General features: G+C 37.1%; 17 protein-coding genes. 13 read left to right on the plus strand and 4 right to left on the minus strand.

Annotation, left to right across the window (positions count from 1 at the left end):
* Positions 1-117: 117 nt before the first annotated feature.
* Entirely contained in the window at positions 118-267 is a 150-nt protein-coding gene (gene sspO / locus BLR86_RS17755; protein ID WP_090764415.1) for a small acid-soluble spore protein O, read from the minus strand.
* Positions 268-622: 355 nt separating this feature from the next.
* On the opposite strand from sspO, the gene acnA reads away from it, so the two are divergent.
* From acnA to BLR86_RS17800, 9 genes are all read left to right on the plus strand, one after another.
* Positions 623-3,334, plus strand: a complete 2,712-nt coding sequence (gene acnA, locus BLR86_RS17760; RefSeq protein ID WP_090764418.1) for an aconitate hydratase AcnA — start codon at positions 623-625, stop codon at positions 3,332-3,334.
* A 52-nt stretch (positions 3,335-3,386) separates the two neighbouring features.
* The gene (locus BLR86_RS17765; RefSeq protein WP_090764421.1) at positions 3,387-4,358 is read left to right on the plus strand and encodes a phosphotransferase enzyme family protein; all 972 of its coding nucleotides are present in this window, start codon (positions 3,387-3,389) and stop codon (positions 4,356-4,358) included.
* A gap of 295 nt (positions 4,359-4,653) precedes the next feature.
* Positions 4,654-5,187: a redoxin domain-containing protein gene (locus BLR86_RS17770; RefSeq protein ID WP_090764424.1), complete on the plus strand. Its 534-nt coding sequence runs from the start codon at positions 4,654-4,656 to the stop codon at positions 5,185-5,187.
* 135 nt (positions 5,188-5,322) lie between these two features.
* The gene (locus BLR86_RS17775; protein ID WP_090764428.1) at positions 5,323-5,454 is read left to right on the plus strand and encodes an FbpB family small basic protein; all 132 of its coding nucleotides are present in this window, start codon (positions 5,323-5,325) and stop codon (positions 5,452-5,454) included.
* Between the two features lie 67 nt (positions 5,455-5,521).
* Positions 5,522-5,665, plus strand: coding sequence for an acid-soluble spore protein N (locus BLR86_RS17780; protein WP_090764432.1), 144 nt, complete (start codon positions 5,522-5,524; stop codon positions 5,663-5,665).
* Positions 5,666-5,803: 138 nt separating this feature from the next.
* Positions 5,804-6,019 carry a small acid-soluble spore protein Tlp gene (gene tlp / locus BLR86_RS17785; RefSeq protein ID WP_090764435.1) on the plus strand — a complete coding sequence of 72 codons (216 nt, stop codon included), beginning with the start codon at positions 5,804-5,806 and terminating at the stop codon, positions 6,017-6,019.
* A gap of 94 nt (positions 6,020-6,113) precedes the next feature.
* Positions 6,114-8,453 (plus strand): AAA family ATPase, encoded by a 2,340-nt coding sequence (locus tag BLR86_RS17790; protein ID WP_254782367.1) that lies wholly within the window; start codon positions 6,114-6,116, stop codon positions 8,451-8,453.
* Positions 8,454-8,486: 33 nt separating this feature from the next.
* On the plus strand, positions 8,487-8,915 hold the full coding sequence (locus tag BLR86_RS17795; RefSeq protein ID WP_090764438.1) for an acyl-CoA thioesterase: 429 nt from the start codon (positions 8,487-8,489) through the stop codon (positions 8,913-8,915).
* Positions 8,916-8,942: 27 nt separating this feature from the next.
* Positions 8,943-9,233 (plus strand): hypothetical protein, encoded by a 291-nt coding sequence (locus tag BLR86_RS17800; protein ID WP_090764441.1) that lies wholly within the window; start codon positions 8,943-8,945, stop codon positions 9,231-9,233.
* Between the two features lie 54 nt (positions 9,234-9,287).
* Here BLR86_RS17800 and BLR86_RS17805 read toward each other — a convergent pair whose 3' ends face one another.
* The 3 genes from BLR86_RS17805 to plsY all read right to left on the minus strand — a co-directional run bounded on the left by BLR86_RS17805 (position 9,288) and on the right by plsY (position 12,306).
* Entirely contained in the window at positions 9,288-10,073 is a 786-nt protein-coding gene (locus BLR86_RS17805; protein WP_090764444.1) for a CPBP family intramembrane glutamic endopeptidase, read from the minus strand.
* A gap of 42 nt (positions 10,074-10,115) precedes the next feature.
* The gene (locus tag BLR86_RS17810) at positions 10,116-11,267 is read right to left on the minus strand and encodes a CapA family protein (RefSeq protein ID WP_090764446.1); all 1,152 of its coding nucleotides are present in this window, start codon (positions 11,265-11,267) and stop codon (positions 10,116-10,118) included.
* A 454-nt stretch (positions 11,268-11,721) separates the two neighbouring features.
* Positions 11,722-12,306, minus strand: a complete 585-nt coding sequence (gene plsY / locus BLR86_RS17815; protein ID WP_090764449.1) for a glycerol-3-phosphate 1-O-acyltransferase PlsY — start codon at positions 12,304-12,306, stop codon at positions 11,722-11,724.
* 157 nt (positions 12,307-12,463) lie between these two features.
* On the opposite strand from plsY, the gene BLR86_RS17820 reads away from it, so the two are divergent.
* The 4 genes from BLR86_RS17820 to BLR86_RS17835 all read left to right on the plus strand — a co-directional run bounded on the left by BLR86_RS17820 (position 12,464) and on the right by BLR86_RS17835 (position 16,793).
* On the plus strand, positions 12,464-14,203 hold the full coding sequence (locus tag BLR86_RS17820) for a glycosyl hydrolase family 18 protein (RefSeq protein ID WP_090764452.1): 1,740 nt from the start codon (positions 12,464-12,466) through the stop codon (positions 14,201-14,203).
* 241 nt (positions 14,204-14,444) lie between these two features.
* Positions 14,445-15,368: a GGDEF domain-containing protein gene (locus tag BLR86_RS17825; protein WP_090764454.1), complete on the plus strand. Its 924-nt coding sequence runs from the start codon at positions 14,445-14,447 to the stop codon at positions 15,366-15,368.
* Positions 15,362-16,276 (plus strand): sensor histidine kinase, encoded by a 915-nt coding sequence (locus tag BLR86_RS17830; RefSeq protein WP_090764457.1) that lies wholly within the window; start codon positions 15,362-15,364, stop codon positions 16,274-16,276. The genes BLR86_RS17825 and BLR86_RS17830 overlap by 7 nt, the downstream gene beginning before the upstream one ends.
* Positions 16,277-16,379: 103 nt before the next feature.
* Positions 16,380-16,793, plus strand: coding sequence for a CoA-binding protein (locus BLR86_RS17835; protein ID WP_090764460.1), 414 nt, complete (start codon positions 16,380-16,382; stop codon positions 16,791-16,793).
* Positions 16,794-16,922: the final 129 nt, after the last annotated feature.

Here is a 16,922-nt window from a genome sequence, read left to right on the forward strand (position 1 = left end):
ACTTCAGCAACTAAATCAATGCATACGAAAAAGGAAGAGTTTCCTCCTCCTTTAATCATTACAAGGGTTATATTGAGACTTTTTCAGCAGTCTCGGGGAGCCCTGCTTTTTATTGTTTTATTGGTTTTTCTTCCGTTTTTTATTGTTCATTTTTTCCTTAATGGTTAATGGTTCGTTCGCCATTTCCTCATTAAATCCTGCACCCTGCCCTTGTCCTTTTGCTGCATTTGCGCCGGGAATTACATGATTTGACTTTCCTTTTTGCAACCTAATCACCTCCTACCGAGAATTACCCAGAATTCTCAATGATAGTGTTACTATTTCCTTTAATGCTTAAAAAATGACAACAAAAAAGTTTTTTGAGATAATATATAGGTACACAATTCTAATCTTTATGATTATTCTGTCACACGTTCTTATAGTATTTTTCTAAATATTTTGAACATTATACATAAATATCATAAGGTAAACTTATCAATCACAATAACTTTCTTGTTATTTACTTATGTAAAAGGTTGTATTAAGATTAGAATTGTGAGAAAAGTAGGGATGGATAGGAATATTCAAACTTTTCGACTTTTCGTTAATTTTAGTTAATGATGACGAACGAGGGGGCTTTACAATGGTGAAAAATGATGTATTTAACGCACGCACTTCCTTTGAAGTAAACGGTAAACGCTACCACTATTACCGCTTAAGTGCACTTGAAGAGGCTGGTCTTGGCAAGGTTTCGAAACTGCCGTATTCCGTAAAAGTATTACTTGAATCAGTGCTTCGCCAATATGATGGCCGCGTTATCGCGAAAGAGCACGTTGAAAACTTAGCAAAATGGGGAACAGATGAGCTTAAAGAAGTGGACGTTCCATTTAAGCCATCACGTGTAATCCTCCAAGACTTCACTGGTGTTCCAGCGGTAGTTGACCTTGCTTCTTTAAGAAAAGCAATGGCTGACCTTGGCGGCGACCCAGATAAAATTAACCCTGAGAAAACTGTTGACCTTGTAATTGACCACTCTGTACAGGTTGATGCTTACGGTTCTGCAGACTCTTTACGAGTAAACATGGATTTAGAATTTGAACGTAATGCTGAGCGTTATCAGTTCCTAAGCTGGGCTCAAAAATCATTCAATAACTACCGTGCAGTTCCACCAGCAACAGGTATCGTACACCAAGTTAACCTTGAGTACCTAGCTGATGTTGTACATGTAGCAGAAAATGCTAACGGTGAATTAGAAGCATATCCAGATACTTTAGTTGGAACTGACTCTCATACTACTATGATCAACGGTCTTGGCGTTCTTGGCTGGGGTGTTGGCGGTATCGAAGCAGAAGCAGGAATGCTTGGTCAGCCTTCATACTTCCCAGTTCCTGAAGTAGTGGGTGTTAAATTAACAGGTGTACTACCAAACGGAGCAACTGCAACAGACTTAGCTTTAAAAGTAACTCAAGTTCTTCGCAGCCAAGGGGTAGTTGGTAAATTTGTTGAATTCTTCGGTCCTGGTGTATCTGTCCTGCCATTAGCAGACCGTGCAACAATTGCAAACATGGCTCCTGAATATGGTGCAACTTGTGGATTCTTCCCAATTGATGATGAATCCCTTGCATATATGCGTTTAACTGGCCGTGAAGAAGAGCAAATCAATGTAGTTGAACAATACTGTAAAGCAAACGGATTGTTCTTTGATCCAGCTTTAGAGCCAGTTTATACAAATGTTGTTGAAATAGATCTTTCCGTTATCGAAGCAAATCTTTCAGGTCCTAAGCGTCCACAAGATTTGATTCCTCTTTCAAAAATGAAAGAAGAGTTTGTAAAGGCAGTTTCTGCACCACAAGGTAACCAAGGCTTCGGCTTACAGGCAGACGAACTCGACAAGTCAGCTGTTGTTAACTTCCAAAATGGTGACGAAACAACGATTAAAACAGGTGCGGTTGCCATTGCATCCATTACAAGCTGTACGAACACTTCTAACCCATATGTATTAGTAGGTGCAGGACTTGTTGCGAAAAGAGCAGTTGAATTAGGAATGGAAGTTCCTAAGTTCGTTAAAACTTCTTTAGCACCAGGTTCTAAGGTTGTAACTGGATACCTTCGTGATTCTGGATTACTTCCATACCTAGAGCAAATCGGCTTCAACCTTGTTGGTTATGGCTGTACGACATGTATCGGTAACTCCGGTCCTTTAAAAGAAGAAATCGAAAAAACAATCGCTGAAAACGATCTTTTAGTTACTTCTGTACTTTCAGGTAACCGTAATTTTGAAGGACGTATTCATCCGCTTGTAAAAGCAAACTATCTTGCTTCACCACCTTTAGTTGTTGCTTATGCTCTAGCAGGTACAGTGAACATTGATTTTGCTTCTGAAGCAGTCGGTAAAGATAAAGACGGCAATGATGTATTCTTTAAGGATATTTGGCCATCAACAGCGGAAGTTAATGACGTTGTTAAACGTACTGTTACTCCTGAACTATTCCGCAGAGAATATGCGAATGTGTTCGGTGACAACGAGCGTTGGAATGAAATCAAAACTAGCAATGAACCGTTATATACTTGGGATGAGGATTCTACTTACATTGCAAACCCGCCATTCTTTGAAGGTTTATCACCTGAACCTGGTACTGTTGAGCCATTAAATGGACTTCGTGTGGTAGGTAAGTTTGGAGATTCTGTAACAACTGACCATATTTCTCCTGCAGGTGCTATTGGTAAAAATACTCCAGCCGGAAAGTATTTATTAGAAAAAGGTGTTCAACCTCGTGACTTTAACTCTTACGGTTCTCGTCGTGGTAACCATGAAGTTATGATGCGTGGAACATTTGCAAACATCCGTATCCGTAACCAAATCGCACCAGGTACAGAAGGCGGCGTAACAACATACTGGCCAACCGATGAAGTTACATCGATTTATGATGCTTGCATGAAGTACAAAGAAAACGGCACTGGGCTTATTGTTCTTGCTGGTAAAGATTACGGAATGGGCTCTTCACGTGACTGGGCTGCTAAAGGTACTAACCTTTTAGGCATTAAGACAGTTCTTGCTGAAAGCTTCGAGCGTATTCACCGTTCTAACTTAGTGTTAATGGGCGTGCTTCCACTTCAATTTAAAGAAGGCGAAAGCGCTGAAACACTTGGCTTAACTGGTAAAGAAACAATCGATGTTCAAGTGGACGAAAACGTTAAACCACGCGACTTCCTAAAAGTTACTGCTACTGATGAAGCTGGTAACAAGAAAGAATTTGAAGTACTTGTTCGCTTCGATTCTGAAGTTGAAGTTGACTACTACCGTCATGGTGGTATCCTTCCAATGGTACTTCGCGAAAAATTACAAGAAGCTTAATATTACAACCACCATGCATTTTTGCATGGTGGTTTTTTAGAAAGGATAAATTATGGTGTTAGAACAAATCTATGGAGTTAATACGAAAGATCTTATTCCAATAAGTGAAGGGTTTCATAACACTATACTCAGCTATCAAAACCTCATTTTTAGACTCTCATCACGTAATAGCCGAAGTTTAGAAGAAATTGAAAGTGAAGTAGCCTATCTACAAGCACTTGGAGAAAAAGGGGTATCAGTATCCTTGCCAATAAAATCACCAAAAGAAAAGATAATCGAAAGCACTGATCAACATTATATTGTTTGTTTCGAAAAAGCAAAGGGAAATGCTGTGGATGTTGCGGATCGCGAGGTTTGGAATAAGGATTTATTTTTTACATGGGGAAGAGTTAGTGGAAGGATACACCAGGTATCAAAGGATATTAGGATAAACCGTCCAACCTGGAGCCCCGACAATCCTGACATATTAAATCTTTTACCAAAAATCAAATCAAAAATAATAGCAAACAGATATGAGCAATTATTAAAGCTACTTGGAGATTTTGAAATGAATTCAAATCTCTTTGGACTCATTCATAATGATTTTCACCAGGGTAATTTCTTTGTGAATAAGGGAGAAATAACAATATTCGATTTCGATGATTCCGCTTATCATTGGTTTGCATATGATTTAGCTGTTTCCTTTTATCATGCTTATTGGCAAGCTTCATCCTTTACACCTGAAAATACGGAGTTTCCCTTTGTCTTTTGGAAGTACTTCTTAAAAGGATATATGCAGGAACATCTAATTAGCAAAGAACTAATTCAACAGATTCCAATCTTTTTAAAAATTAGAGAGATCTTTTTGTATACTTTATTTATGGAGAAGTGGGACACAAAAAATTTGGAGGATTGGCAGGAATATACTCTTACTAATTTAAAAAACAAGATCGAAACAGGCGAGCCTTTTTCAGAAGTTAATTTTACGGAAATGATTGACAATCTCGTTAAGGATGGGATTAGTCTATCCTTTTTTAAGTCCTGAACGTATATATTTCAATGAAAAAATAGTTATTGTAAGCTTTTTAGGCTAATTTAACTTATGCTATTTTTGTTGTAAAAACAACATGACTTTAAACACTCTCTTCCGGTTCAATGGAAGGGAGGTTTTTTTATGAATAAAAAATATATGCTGTAAATTACTTTATTTGCTTTTCTAAAATACTTTTTATAAACTATTCTTATGATTGTCACATATTTGGCACACACAATCATCATTTCAACTAAGTATATAGTGTAAAATCAGAATAGAATATTATTGAACCAAGGGGGTTCGGGGTATGGTAAAAAAAGTAATTGCTATTGTAGTGTTAATTGCACTACTTGGAGTTGCAATTGTGCAGGCAATGGACAAAAAGGCTGAACCCGAGAATAAAAGTCAAGAAGCTTCCAATATGAGTGGTTTAAAAGTAGGGTCAAAGGCACCTGATTTTGAACTAAAAACATTAGCGGGAGAGACTGTTAAATTATCCGATTTAAAAGGAAAAAAAGTGATGCTAAATTTCTGGGCAACCTGGTGTCCGCCATGTAAAGCAGAAATGCCTGCGATGGAGCAATTTCACAAAGAAGCTGGCGATGAGGTAGTTATTCTAGCAGTCAACATTGACCCACATTTAGATGTAAAAGCATTTGTTGATGAAAATGGAATTACTTTTCCGATTCCATTAGATGATGAAGATAAAGTAAATGAAATGTATCAAGTTTTATCGATTCCAACTACGTATTTTATTGATACGAAGGGAAATATCGGTTACAAGTATATCGGTGCTATGAATCACGATACAATGAAACAATATACGAAGGAACTTAAATAAGACATTGGAAGAGAAATCCAATGTCTTTTTTTCGTTCTAGCCCACTTTTCTTTTTAATTTTCAAAAAGTTGTAATAATTGAAATCGTTTCCGGGCATAATAACTGTTAGAATAGGAAATAAGGAAGGTGTAATACATGAGAAAACCTAGAAAACGTTCCTTTGCAGAACTTGTGTCTGAAAATAAAAGTCAACTATTAAAAGATAGAGCTGCGATGGAAAAGATTGAATTACGTTTAGAAGAAAAGCGTCTTGGAAAAGCAGAGTAACTCACATAGATTACCAATCATGTTCCTCCTTTAAAATGGACAAAATGTTAAGGAGGAGGGATAGTAAATGAGTAATCCGAAAAGAGACAGTAAACACTTTGTCCCAGAGAATATTGGAACAAAATCAAAGGGCTTTGGAGGAAACAAAGGTAAAACTCATCAAGATAAATCTGGTAAGCATGCTCAAGTAATGCAAACAAAAGGTGAATAAATAGTATGGTAAAAGACTCGTCAGGCAATCGCCAGCGGGTCTTCTTTGTTCGTTCTCCCAAAAAATTTTTGTGATATTTTTTTCGCTTCGATACAAACTATATCTGTAACATGACACCACTAAGGAGGAGATTTTTCAATGACCTATAACAATAAACCTAAACCAGACGATCGTAGTGACAACGCAGAAAAGCTTCAATCAATGATCCACGATACCCTTGAAAACATCGAAGCTGCAGAAGAATCACTTGCATTTACTGACAGTGAAACACAGCGTCAACAAATAGCAGAGAAAAATGAAAGGCGCCGTGAGAGCATTGATGCATTTCGTTCAGAAATAAAGGATGAAACCTAAAAAACTTGGGACCTGTTCGTTACATACAGGTCCTTTTTCTTTCGTGTCATTGGATTGGTTGTGGTAAGATTAAGAGGAAATTTTTAAAGAAGAAGTGATTCTATTGATAAACCATCAAACGAATAAACAGAACCTGAGTAATGACCAATTAATCCAGTGGGAAAAAGAACTTGAAGAAAATGGGTTTATTACCGACGAAAATAAGCTGCTACTTACCATTCGTCATCAGTCAAATCCAATACTTTTATCGAAAATGTTAACAGTTGCTGCACTCACACGCCTTAACCGCAATATGCAGGATTCATTAGCATCGGCTTGGCTTACTAAAGCATTAACATTATATCCTGAAAATGAGAAAGCAAGGTCCTATTTTATTCAATATGACTGGAAAAAGAAAAAAGATATTCTGGATGTACTGACATTCCCAGCGATTCGGGAAACAGATAATCGAACTGCAAAGAAAAAGGTTGCTGAACAATACATACAAATTTGTCAACGTTTCTTAGCTGAAGCAGATGATCAGTTAGAGGATTTAACTGAAAAAAAGAATTTGGCTAAGACAGTAGGAAATAAACAGCTTCACAAACAGTATATGGATCTCGTTGAGCTACTGGCAGCTTCAATAGAAGTAAGTGCAAATCTCCTAAAAGCTGCTGAGGAGTACGAGGAATCGATAAAAGGTGTTTTTCATACTGCAACTTATTATGACGAATTAAAATTACATTTGTCCACACTAGAAGACATTAAGAATGACTGGCAGAAACAGTTTATTGATGAAGAAAATGACCAAACAACTTCAGAAAATGCATTGGACCAACTAAATGAAATGATTGGCATGGACGTTGTCAAAAAGCGAGTCAATGATTTTTATCAATTTTTAAAATATCAGAAAAACCGAAAAGAACTTGGCTTCCAAATAAAAGATGAACTTAGTCTTAATATGGTTCTAACAGGTAATCCAGGAACAGGAAAAACAACAATTGCCCGTTTATTAGCTAAAATCTATCACGAGCTCGAGGTGCTTCCGCGCCCTGAAGTGATAGAGACTGACAGGTCACAGTTGGTGGGAGCCTTCGTTGGTCAAACAGAGGAAAACGTTCGTGCGGTTGTAGAGCGAGCTATTGGCGGTGTTCTGTTTATTGATGAAGCCTATAGTTTAAAACGCGAAGGACAAACAGGCAATGATTATGGACAAACAGCCGTTGACACCCTTGTTTCGCTTATGACCGGTAATGAATATGGAGGGAAATTCGCTGTAATTTTGGCGGGCTATCCGGAGGAAATGCGTATCTTTCTAGATGCCAATCCAGGTCTAAGGAGCAGGTTTCCGCAATCAAATCTCATCCATTTACCTAATTATTCAAATGAAGAATTGATCGAAATTGCTGAAAAAATTGCGTTGGAAAATGATTATATCCTTACGGAAGAAGCAAAGACGGAAATAAACTATCGCCTTGAACAGGAACGTGTGGATGATACATTTGGTAATGCAAGATCGGTTCGCAATATTGTCTTGGATGCTATTTTTAAAAAAGGGTCTGATTATCCCATTCCAAATGATGATATCCTCAAATACTCCTTTTTGGATAAAGCAGACTTTGAAGTGGAAAAGAATGATCTTCGAGAATCCCCTGTTGAAAAATTGGAACGGTTAATTGGCTTGACCGATCTAAAAGCTGAATTGGAAATGCTTGTTTCCTTTGTTAAAATGCAGCAGTTTCGAAAGAACAATGGTCTTCCAACTGTACCCATTCAGCTTCATTCTGTTTTCACCGGGAATCCCGGTACAGGTAAGACAACAGTAGCGAAGATTTATGCTGAACTCCTTCGGGAATGCGGGATGTTAAAAAGAGGTCACTTAATCGTTGCGAGCAGGGCGGATTTCGTAGCCGGATATGTTGGTCAAACGGCAGGTAAAACAAAGAAAAAGATCCGAGAGGCACTTGGAGGAGTTTTATTTATTGATGAAGCCTATTCTCTCTTAAGCCCGACAGCTGGTGACTTTGGTAAGGAAGTGGTTGATACCTTAGTGGATGAGATGACCAAACATAATGAAAATCTTGTTGTAGTCCTTGCCGGGTACCCAAATGAAATGGATCAGTTACTAGAAAGCAATCCTGGGTTGCGCTCAAGGTTTAAAAAATTCTTTTTATTCCCTGATTATTCCGCTGAGGAGCTGCTCGATATTATTGAATCGTATGTTGAAAGCTTCCAATACAACCTTACCGATCAGGCTAAATCCCTCTTAAAACAAAAGATGAAAGATAGTTCGTTTCGAGGAAATGGCAGATTCGCAACGAATTTAGCTGATGAAATGTTCCAAGCACAGGCTATGAGGCTAATGGGCGAAGGTGGAGAAGAGGATATATTAGAACAAGCCATTCATATAGAAAGTGAAGATGTGGACATAGCGTTTAATAAAATGGCGCTTTAGCAATCGGATTGATAAAAGAAGGGGAAGATAGATATGGACAACCTATTTATTTCTACGAGAGAAATTCAACTTTTATACGCAGATACTGATATGATGGGCGTCATCTATCATGCAAATTATTTAAAGTATTTTGAGCTGGGAAGAAGCGGTTTGATTGAGGACCTGGGGTACAACTACGTAGATATGGAGAATGCAGGCTATTTTGCACCTGTATATGACATCCAAGCAACCTATAAAAAGCCTTTACGATATGGTGATAAGGGGTTTGTAAAAACGTGGATTGAAAAAAATGATGGTATTAAAACCATTTATGGATATTCCATCATTAATGGGGAAGAAGAAGTGTGTGCAGAGGGATCCTCAACACATATTGTGGTCAAAAAGGACAGCTTTCGACCAATTGCCTTCAAAAAGGCATTTCCGGAATGGTTTTTACGGTATGAGGAAATAAAGAAGAAATAGAAGGTCAATTGCTCCTGAGGTGATAGAATGGCATTTGGAATTAAAAGACAGGAAGTAAAAGAGTGGAAACAAAAAATAGATAATGGTGAAATCGCATTCTTAACCCACTATTGGCTGGATGATCGCTTTCCAGGCTGCACAACCGTAACCAAGGTCGGCTGTCATGATCTTGATAAATTGGCCAAATGGGGGCAAAAATATGGCTTGAAAAAGGAATGGATTCACCATCGCCGTGATGGTTACTCCCATTTTGATTTAATAGGTGAACGACAAAAAGAAATCCTACATAATGAAGGTTTACATCAACATATTTGGTAATGTAAAAGCACACTTAACGAAGTGTGCTTTTTTATATCGTAAAGTAATTGATGGTTATATTGGCAGTTGAAGCAAGCCATTTAAGAAAAAGAGGATTAACATCAATGTGTGCGCTAAAATAGCTGGCAGAATGCTTTTATATACAATAGTTATCAGGCTAAATAACATTCCTGTAACGAAATATAAAAGAAAGATAGCGAAAGAAAAACCGAAAAAAGTCGTGTTAAACGCAAAGGCAATGCTTGTGAACAGTATGGCGTAAGTCTCATTGGTAATCTTAATGATTTGCGAAAGAAGAATTCCTCTCCATATCACTTCATGCAGAAAGGCATGAATAAGCGCGAAGACAAAAAGCGAGAGAAACAGGTAGATATTCATTTTAACGTCTGTCGTTATAGCCATTAAAGTGAAGACAACTGCAACAAGAACAATCGTAAGGGAATAAAAATAGGTTCTATTCACTACAAAAGGCAATTGAATATTTTTAGGAAGCCTAGGTTTTTCCAAAAACAAGCTAATTTCTTTGTTGAACTGTTTAATTACATAACAGATTGACAGGATAGGGATGATGAACAAAAGCTGATAAATGATAACGCGTAGATATGGTTGAACATGAATACCTTGAATGAATTTATCAAGATAAACAAGGATCATATTCCCGCCAAAGAAGGAAAGGATCACCCAAGCAAAAAGGCGATTTTCTTCCTTAAGGAAAGCGAGGCATAGTAATAAGCCTAGAAGAATCCAAAAGAATGGACTATAATAACTTCTCGTAAAAAGATAGATTAAGACGATAAATAATAACGTGAGAAAAAAACCTTGTTTATTATTTTGTTTCATGCCGAAACATCCTTCCAAAACACCCGCTAAAAAGGCCCCGAATTAACGGAGCCATTGGGTCATATGATCTTGAATTTCCTGGTACTTAGTTGAGGCATTTTGCAGTCCAAAGGCACCAGCATTTTCAAGTGGTACTACTTGATAATTTCTATGTCTCTGGCTAGAAACATACGTAGGATAAAAAGCAGGGTTGGCTAATTCAATTGTCTTTCCTGTTTTCGTAACCTGCTTGGTAATTTCAACTGTTGCCATGCCTCCAGTGTCTTTGTAGTCCCTTACTTGTCCCGAAATAAAATTACCTAAAGAATAAATAACAAATGACTTTCTACCATCTTCTGTATGAATCCATTCCATTGGCTGAAGTACATGAGGGTGTGATCCAAAGATGATATCTACCCCTTCATTTGCAAGGAAATTAGCCAAATCCTTTTGCTCATTTGTAGGAATTCGTTGATATTCATTTCCCCAATGAATACTCATAATCACTACATCGGCTTCTTGTTTTGCCCGTTTTATTTCATCACTCATGAAATCACGATTTATTAGATTAACCAGGAAGTCTTTTCCATCTGGGATGGGGATGCCATTTGTACCATATGTATAGGACAAAAAGGCTAATTTTATACCATTTTTATGAATGATTCTAAGCTTTTTGCGGTCTTCTTCATTTAGAAAACTGCCAACATGAGGAAGTCCGACACTATTTAAATAATCTGTTGCGGATAAAATTCCTCTTTCACCTTTGTCCAATGTATGATTGTTTGCAAGCGAGACAATATCAACCCCCGTATTAACCAGCGCATCCGCTACTTCATGGGGACTATTAAACATGGGGTAGCTTGAAACACCAATAGCAACTCCACCCAGCATGCTTTCCTGATTAGCAGTCAGCACATCAGGAGATTCTAATATACCTTTAACATTTTGAAAAATTGGATTGAAGTTATATGCAGTCCCATTAAAGGCATCTTGATACACAGTATCATGAATTAGGATGTCGCCAATGGCACCTATCGTCAGCTTCTCTGTTAATGTCCTGGTTAGAACAGGCTGAACTCTTTCTACGTGGTCCTTTGTGGGATGCATTTTTGCTGCTGTAACTTTGTAATTGTGCTGCTGGATTAAGAGCGAGGCAGCAACTATTAAACTTATTGATATGATTAATATAGATGAGACAATCGATTTCTTTTTCATAAATTCTCCTTCATGAGATCAAGTTTGAGGCAAAATATTTCAAACACTATTACTTATACTATAATATATTTATGTACAATCTTTCGACTTTTTCCTACAGTTTTTGTAAAAATTTATAAGGAAGTGTTGTGTTGTGTTCCTATTAACAGAGAGTGCATGCCGAATATTGGATGAGATTATCACAAGAGAAAAGCAATTTCCAAGTGAAGAATTATTCATTCGCTTAAGTATGGGCATCGGCTGAGGCGGTCCAAAACTAAATCTGTCTCTGGAAGAGCGGAAAATTACTGGTGATCAGCTATTTGAATTTGAAGGGATTAAGATCATTATTCATGAACAGGATTATTCATACTTCGAAAACACAAAGTTAGATTATATAAGGGACTTGCAAGGAAAAGGTGCATTTAAGGTAGTACCTATATAAAAAAGGCTTTAAGGAACCACTTTCGATTCCTTAAAGCCATTTAATTTTTGGTTCTGTTTTATTCAGGATCCGTCTAATATTAGCGCGATGTCTATAGATGACAAATGAAGCCAAAAGAGTAACGGCAATGAGGAGCGGGATGTCCATTTCAATGACAGCATAAATTACTGCAAAAATGCCCGCAAGCATTGAAGAAAGTGATACATATTTTGTTAGGTAAAGACTTGCAAAAAAGACTAAGAAAATCGTTAAGAACATTAGCGGGGCACAAAACAACAGCACGCCTCCAGATGTTGCGACGGCTTTACCACCTCTAAATCCAGCAAAGACCGGATAGGTGTGTCCGATAACAGCAAAAATCCCAGCAAGTAAAGGATTGATATCAAGTCCAACTAAAACAGGTAAGGAAGCAGCCAATGTCCCTTTTAGAATATCAATCAGAGTTACAGCTAAACCAGCTTTTACTCCCAATGTTCGAAACGTATTCGTTCCACCTAGATTCCCACTTCCATGCTCACGTATATCTGTCTTATAAAAAACTTTTCCAATGATTAAACCTGACGGAATCGAACCAAGCAAGTAAGCTAGAATCAGGACTAAAATAATTTGAACCATCAATGATTTCTCCTTTAAATAAAAGTGCATGTCCTTTATTTTACCATGTAATGGCGAAAAAACACCACTACTGCTTTTAACTAATTCAAAAAGTAATTAAAAATACCTTCTCAATTTTTGATGGATACCGTACGATAGAGAGGAGGAGGAAGAAAAAATGCCACAAATTGAATACAATACAAAGAAATCTTTATCACAAAAATGGATCCTTGGAGGATTGATGATAGCAATTATTATAATTGCATCTTCCATTCTTTTTTTATTATATCCGTTTGCCTCTAAGGAAAAAGCATCTTATTTTACTGGAAAAAATCCAATCCTTTTTCAGGGAACTCAACAGGGAAATGCACTACTCGAAGGGGACTCAATCTTTCTCCCGCTTTCATTTATGCAAGAACACATAGATAAGACAATTATTTTTGATGAAAAGTCCAAGTCAATCATTATTACTACCGCCGAAAAGGTAATCCAAATGCCAACAGAATCCTTGACATTTTATGTTAATCAAAAGCCCATAGAGCTGCAGGTATCACCGATTATTATGAATGAAGGTCAAATTTTTGTGGCAATTGACCCGCTGCTTTCTTATTATCCAATTCAATATAAGATGTTAGAAGAGACTGGAGCATTTTGGATTCAAAAAGACGGTGATTCCTATATACAAGGGAAAATAACCAAGGAAGAAGTACACCAAGAGAACTTGAGATTACGAACTGATCCTTCCCTAAAAGCACCTTATACAGCGGAGATGTCAAACCGCGAAGCTGTGATGATAGAGGATGAGAATGCGGATTTTTATTTAGTGAGAAAAGATAATGGAATGAGTGGGTACATCAAAAAGAAATATGTTGAGAAAAACAACGAGGTGACAATCACAATTTCACATCCAAGCAATACAGTTGCTGTTCCGAAAATGAATGGACCGGTTCAATTGACCTGGGAAGCTGTCTATACAAAAAACCCAGATCATTCTCAAATACCAGATATGTTGGGTGTGAATGTCGTTTCTCCAACGTGGTTCTCCTTGTCAGGGAATGACGGAAGCATTAAAAATTTAGCATCCTTAGATTATAGTAAATGGGCACAGTCTAAGGGGTATCAAGTTTGGGGGTTATTTTCAAATTCCTTTGACCCAGTAATGACACATGAAGCGTTAAAAGACTTTGAAACACGTCAATCCATTATTATTCAGCTGCTTCATTTCAGTCAAATGTATCAATTACAAGGGATTAACTTTGATATTGAAAATGTATATCCAGCAGATGGACCGCTCGTTACCCAACTCATGCGTGAAGCAACCCCTTATTTACATGAAGCGGGATTAGTTGTATCCATGGACATCACCTTTTATGGTGGGGAAAACAACAATTGGTCATCCTTTTATGAAAGAAACAAACTTGCAGGTATTGTCGATTACCTTATCATCATGGCTTATGATGAACATCCGGGCTCATCTCCTGTTGCTGGCAGTGTATCGAGTCTTCCATGGGTAGAAATGAACCTGCAAAACTTGTTGAAAGAAGTTCCAAAAGAAAAGTTGATCCTCGGTGTTCCTCTGTATACAAGACTTTGGAAAGAACAGATAAAAGAGGATGGCACGACAGAGGTAAGCTCGCAGTCTATGTCCATGGCTAAAATGAAAGCATGGCTGGCTGAAAAAGGTCTGCAGCCGATTTACGATGAAAAGAGCGGTCAAAACTATGCAGAATTTTATTCTGAAGTGGAGAAGGCAACCTATAAAGTTTGGCTAGAGGATGAATTATCATTAACTAAACGTGCGACCCTTGCAGCTGAATACCAACTTGCTGGAGTGGCTTCTTGGTCAAGGTTCTTCGGGGATCAGACAGCTTGGACCGCGATAAATATGGACCCTAATACGGCAGTAACACAAAAATAGACCAGGTTTCTGGTCTATTTTTTTTTGTACTCGATTTCATTTTACTATTCTGTCTAAGTTAAGAACAATTAGAGTCTATTTTATTACAAAGATATGGAGAATTTTCAAACCATTTCTTTATCGATTGAAAATCATTGACGTCAGGAAATATAATTTAATAAAACGAACTTAATCGGGCCATCGATCATATTATTGGTCGGTTTTTGTTATATATTTCAAAACTATAAAAGAGGTGAGAATCATGGCCATAACTGTACCACAATCCCATAATTATCAATACCAGGATGTCAAGGTCCTATATGTAGAAGATGAACTGTTTACACGTGAGAAATTATTGCGTGTACTAAATCGCCGTTTTTCAGAAGTCCATTTTGCCATTGACGGTGAACAAGGATTTCTGCTATATAAACGGCACCTCCCAGATTTAATTATCGCAGATATTAAAATGAATCAAATGAACAGTTTAGCCATGATTGAAAAGGTTCGGAGCCATAATGAAAAGGTGCAAATTATTGTTACTACAGCACATGATGATAATGATATCTTTATCCAATCGCTTGAAAATAACGTCAACCATTTCATCTTAAAACCTATTGATCTTGAACAGTTTTTACTAGCCATCCAAAAATCTGTATATCAGATTCAACTTAATAAGAGGCTATCGAATATCGATCCAGTAACAAAATGTATGAATCGGTTTAAGTTCGAGGAAGTATTATCGAGTGAAATAAGTAGATCAGAACGGTATAGTCGTCCATTTTCAATTATTCTCTTAGAAGTTGACTATATTAGGAAGGTTAATACGTATCTTGGACACCAAAAAGGTGATGTAGTTCTCTCAACCATTTCGACCATCGTTCAACAGAGGATTAGGGAGAGTGATATCTTTGCCCGTTGGGGCGGAGAAGAATTTATATTATTGACACCGGAAACTAATCGTCAAGGAGCATGTGTCCTTGCAGAATCGATTCTGTCATTAATAAATAGTTTTGCTTTTCCTGATATAGGTACTATCACCTGCAGTTTTGGTATCGCGGAGTTTTCAGCTGGTAAAAAGAAAACTGATCTTATTTTAGAGGCAGAAGAAGCGCTTTATACATCCAAACAAATGGGAAGTAACTGTGTAACAGTTTTTCCAATTGAAGGGGTGGTAAAAAAGTGCTAGGTTTTTATTTTTCCATTATCTTAGTAATTGGAATCCTCATTATGTTTATTTTTAAATATAGTAGTAAGTGTAATCGGCTTGTAGACCAGCTAAAAAAAAGTGAAGACAACTACCGGGAATTAGAAGGAAAATTTGAGGCTGAGATAAGTTCCTTAGAAAACAGAGTGAATGAAGAAGTAGCAAATAATAGACAGAAGGATCATACCCTTATTCAGCATTCCAAACTGGCAGCGATGGGCGAAATGATTACAAGTATTGGCCATCTTTGGCAGCAGCCACTTAATAGTCTTTCGCTGTTAATCCAAGACGTAAAAGAAGCTGTCCAATTTGGAGAAATAAACGACCAATATATTGATCAATTCACACAAGAAAGCATGAATCAAATTAAACATATGTCGCGGACGATCAAGGATTTTCGGAAATTCTATCAACCAAACAATGAAAAAACCAGCTTTTCTGTTTCTGATTCGATTGAAGAAGCACTGATGATCTTTTCTCCTAGCCTCAAGGAGCATCATATCCATGTTAATTTTGAGTTTCGAGGACAGCATTTGGCCTTTGGATTTCCTAATGAGTATAGTCAAGTTGTTCTAAACATCTTAATGAATGCACGTGACGCATTCATAATGAATGAAGTCGCAAATCGAAGAGTGGATATTATGATTCGTTCGCTTGATAGCTCGATTAATGTAGATTTTATTGATAATGCTGGCGGGATTGAGGAAGTTTTACTTCCAAAATTGTTCGAACCTTATTTTACAACCAAGCACCATGGAACGGGTATTGGCTTGTATATGACAAGAATGATTATTGAAAATATGAATGGACTTGTTAATGTTGAAAATACAGAAGAAGGTGCAAAGTTCAGTTTAATTGTTCCGAAAGCAGAAGCTGAAATTGATGTTTAAACCATGCTTCCGAAATTCGGAAGCTGTTTTTTTTTACAGCAAACCTAACTATGATATAGTAAAGGGGAAGTAAAATTAAGGAAATAAAGGAAGTGTTTATTTCATGGCAGTTGAAAATCCATCATTAGCAGAAATTGGAGCAATTTTAAAAAAATCTAAACGTATTGCAGTTGTCGGTTTAAGTGACAAACCGGACAGAACCTCTTATATGGTTTCAGAGGTTATGCAAAAAGCAGGATATGATATCATTCCAGTTAATCCAACGGTCGATCAAGTCCTTGGTGTGAAAGCGGTTGCCTCATTAAAGGATATTGAAGGACATATTGATATCGTCAATGTTTTCCGCCGATCAGAGCAATTGTTTGACGTAGCAAAGGAATTTGATGAAATCGATGCTGATGTTTTTTGGGCGCAGCAAGGCTTAGTAAACGAAGAAGCTTCTTCGTTTCTAAAGGATAAGGGATATACAGTCATAATGGACCTTTGTATAAAAGTAGCTCACGCTTTAACAAAATAATAATAAAGTGAAAGAAAACTGCTAAAGTTTGGCAGTTTTTTTCTTTTTTTCACTTAAAATTATGTTACAAAAATAGGTTGTTTCAAATTAGACATTTGCCAAATCGAAATAAATCGCTAAAATAAAGCA

Source organism: Bacillus sp. OK048 (assembly GCF_900103525.1).
In the GTDB taxonomy this organism is placed as follows: Bacteria; Bacillota; Bacilli; order Bacillales; family Cytobacillaceae; genus Neobacillus.

What these genes read in the sequence shown, in the direction of transcription:
- plsY (WP_090764449.1), bottom strand. Translation starts at nt 12,306, where the DNA reads ATGGTTCAAATTATTTTAGTCCTGATTCTAGCTTACTTGCTTGGTTCG.
- BLR86_RS17835 (WP_090764460.1), top strand. Translation starts at nt 16,380, where the DNA reads ATGGCAGTTGAAAATCCATCATTAGCAGAAATTGGAGCAATTTTAAAA.
- acnA (WP_090764418.1), top strand. Translation starts at nt 623, where the DNA reads ATGGTGAAAAATGATGTATTTAACGCACGCACTTCCTTTGAAGTAAAC.
- BLR86_RS17820 (WP_090764452.1), top strand. Translation starts at nt 12,464, where the DNA reads ATGCCACAAATTGAATACAATACAAAGAAATCTTTATCACAAAAATGG.
- BLR86_RS17805 (WP_090764444.1), bottom strand. Translation starts at nt 10,073, where the DNA reads ATGAAACAAAATAATAAACAAGGTTTTTTTCTCACGTTATTATTTATC.
- BLR86_RS17770 (WP_090764424.1), top strand. Translation starts at nt 4,654, where the DNA reads ATGGTAAAAAAAGTAATTGCTATTGTAGTGTTAATTGCACTACTTGGA.
- BLR86_RS17775 (WP_090764428.1), top strand. Translation starts at nt 5,323, where the DNA reads ATGAGAAAACCTAGAAAACGTTCCTTTGCAGAACTTGTGTCTGAAAAT.
- BLR86_RS17825 (WP_090764454.1), top strand. Translation starts at nt 14,445, where the DNA reads ATGGCCATAACTGTACCACAATCCCATAATTATCAATACCAGGATGTC.
- BLR86_RS17780 (WP_090764432.1), top strand. Translation starts at nt 5,522, where the DNA reads ATGAGTAATCCGAAAAGAGACAGTAAACACTTTGTCCCAGAGAATATT.
- BLR86_RS17810 (WP_090764446.1), bottom strand. Translation starts at nt 11,267, where the DNA reads ATGAAAAAGAAATCGATTGTCTCATCTATATTAATCATATCAATAAGT.
- tlp (WP_090764435.1), top strand. Translation starts at nt 5,804, where the DNA reads ATGACCTATAACAATAAACCTAAACCAGACGATCGTAGTGACAACGCA.
- BLR86_RS17795 (WP_090764438.1), top strand. Translation starts at nt 8,487, where the DNA reads ATGGACAACCTATTTATTTCTACGAGAGAAATTCAACTTTTATACGCA.
- BLR86_RS17765 (WP_090764421.1), top strand. Translation starts at nt 3,387, where the DNA reads ATGGTGTTAGAACAAATCTATGGAGTTAATACGAAAGATCTTATTCCA.
- BLR86_RS17800 (WP_090764441.1), top strand. Translation starts at nt 8,943, where the DNA reads ATGGCATTTGGAATTAAAAGACAGGAAGTAAAAGAGTGGAAACAAAAA.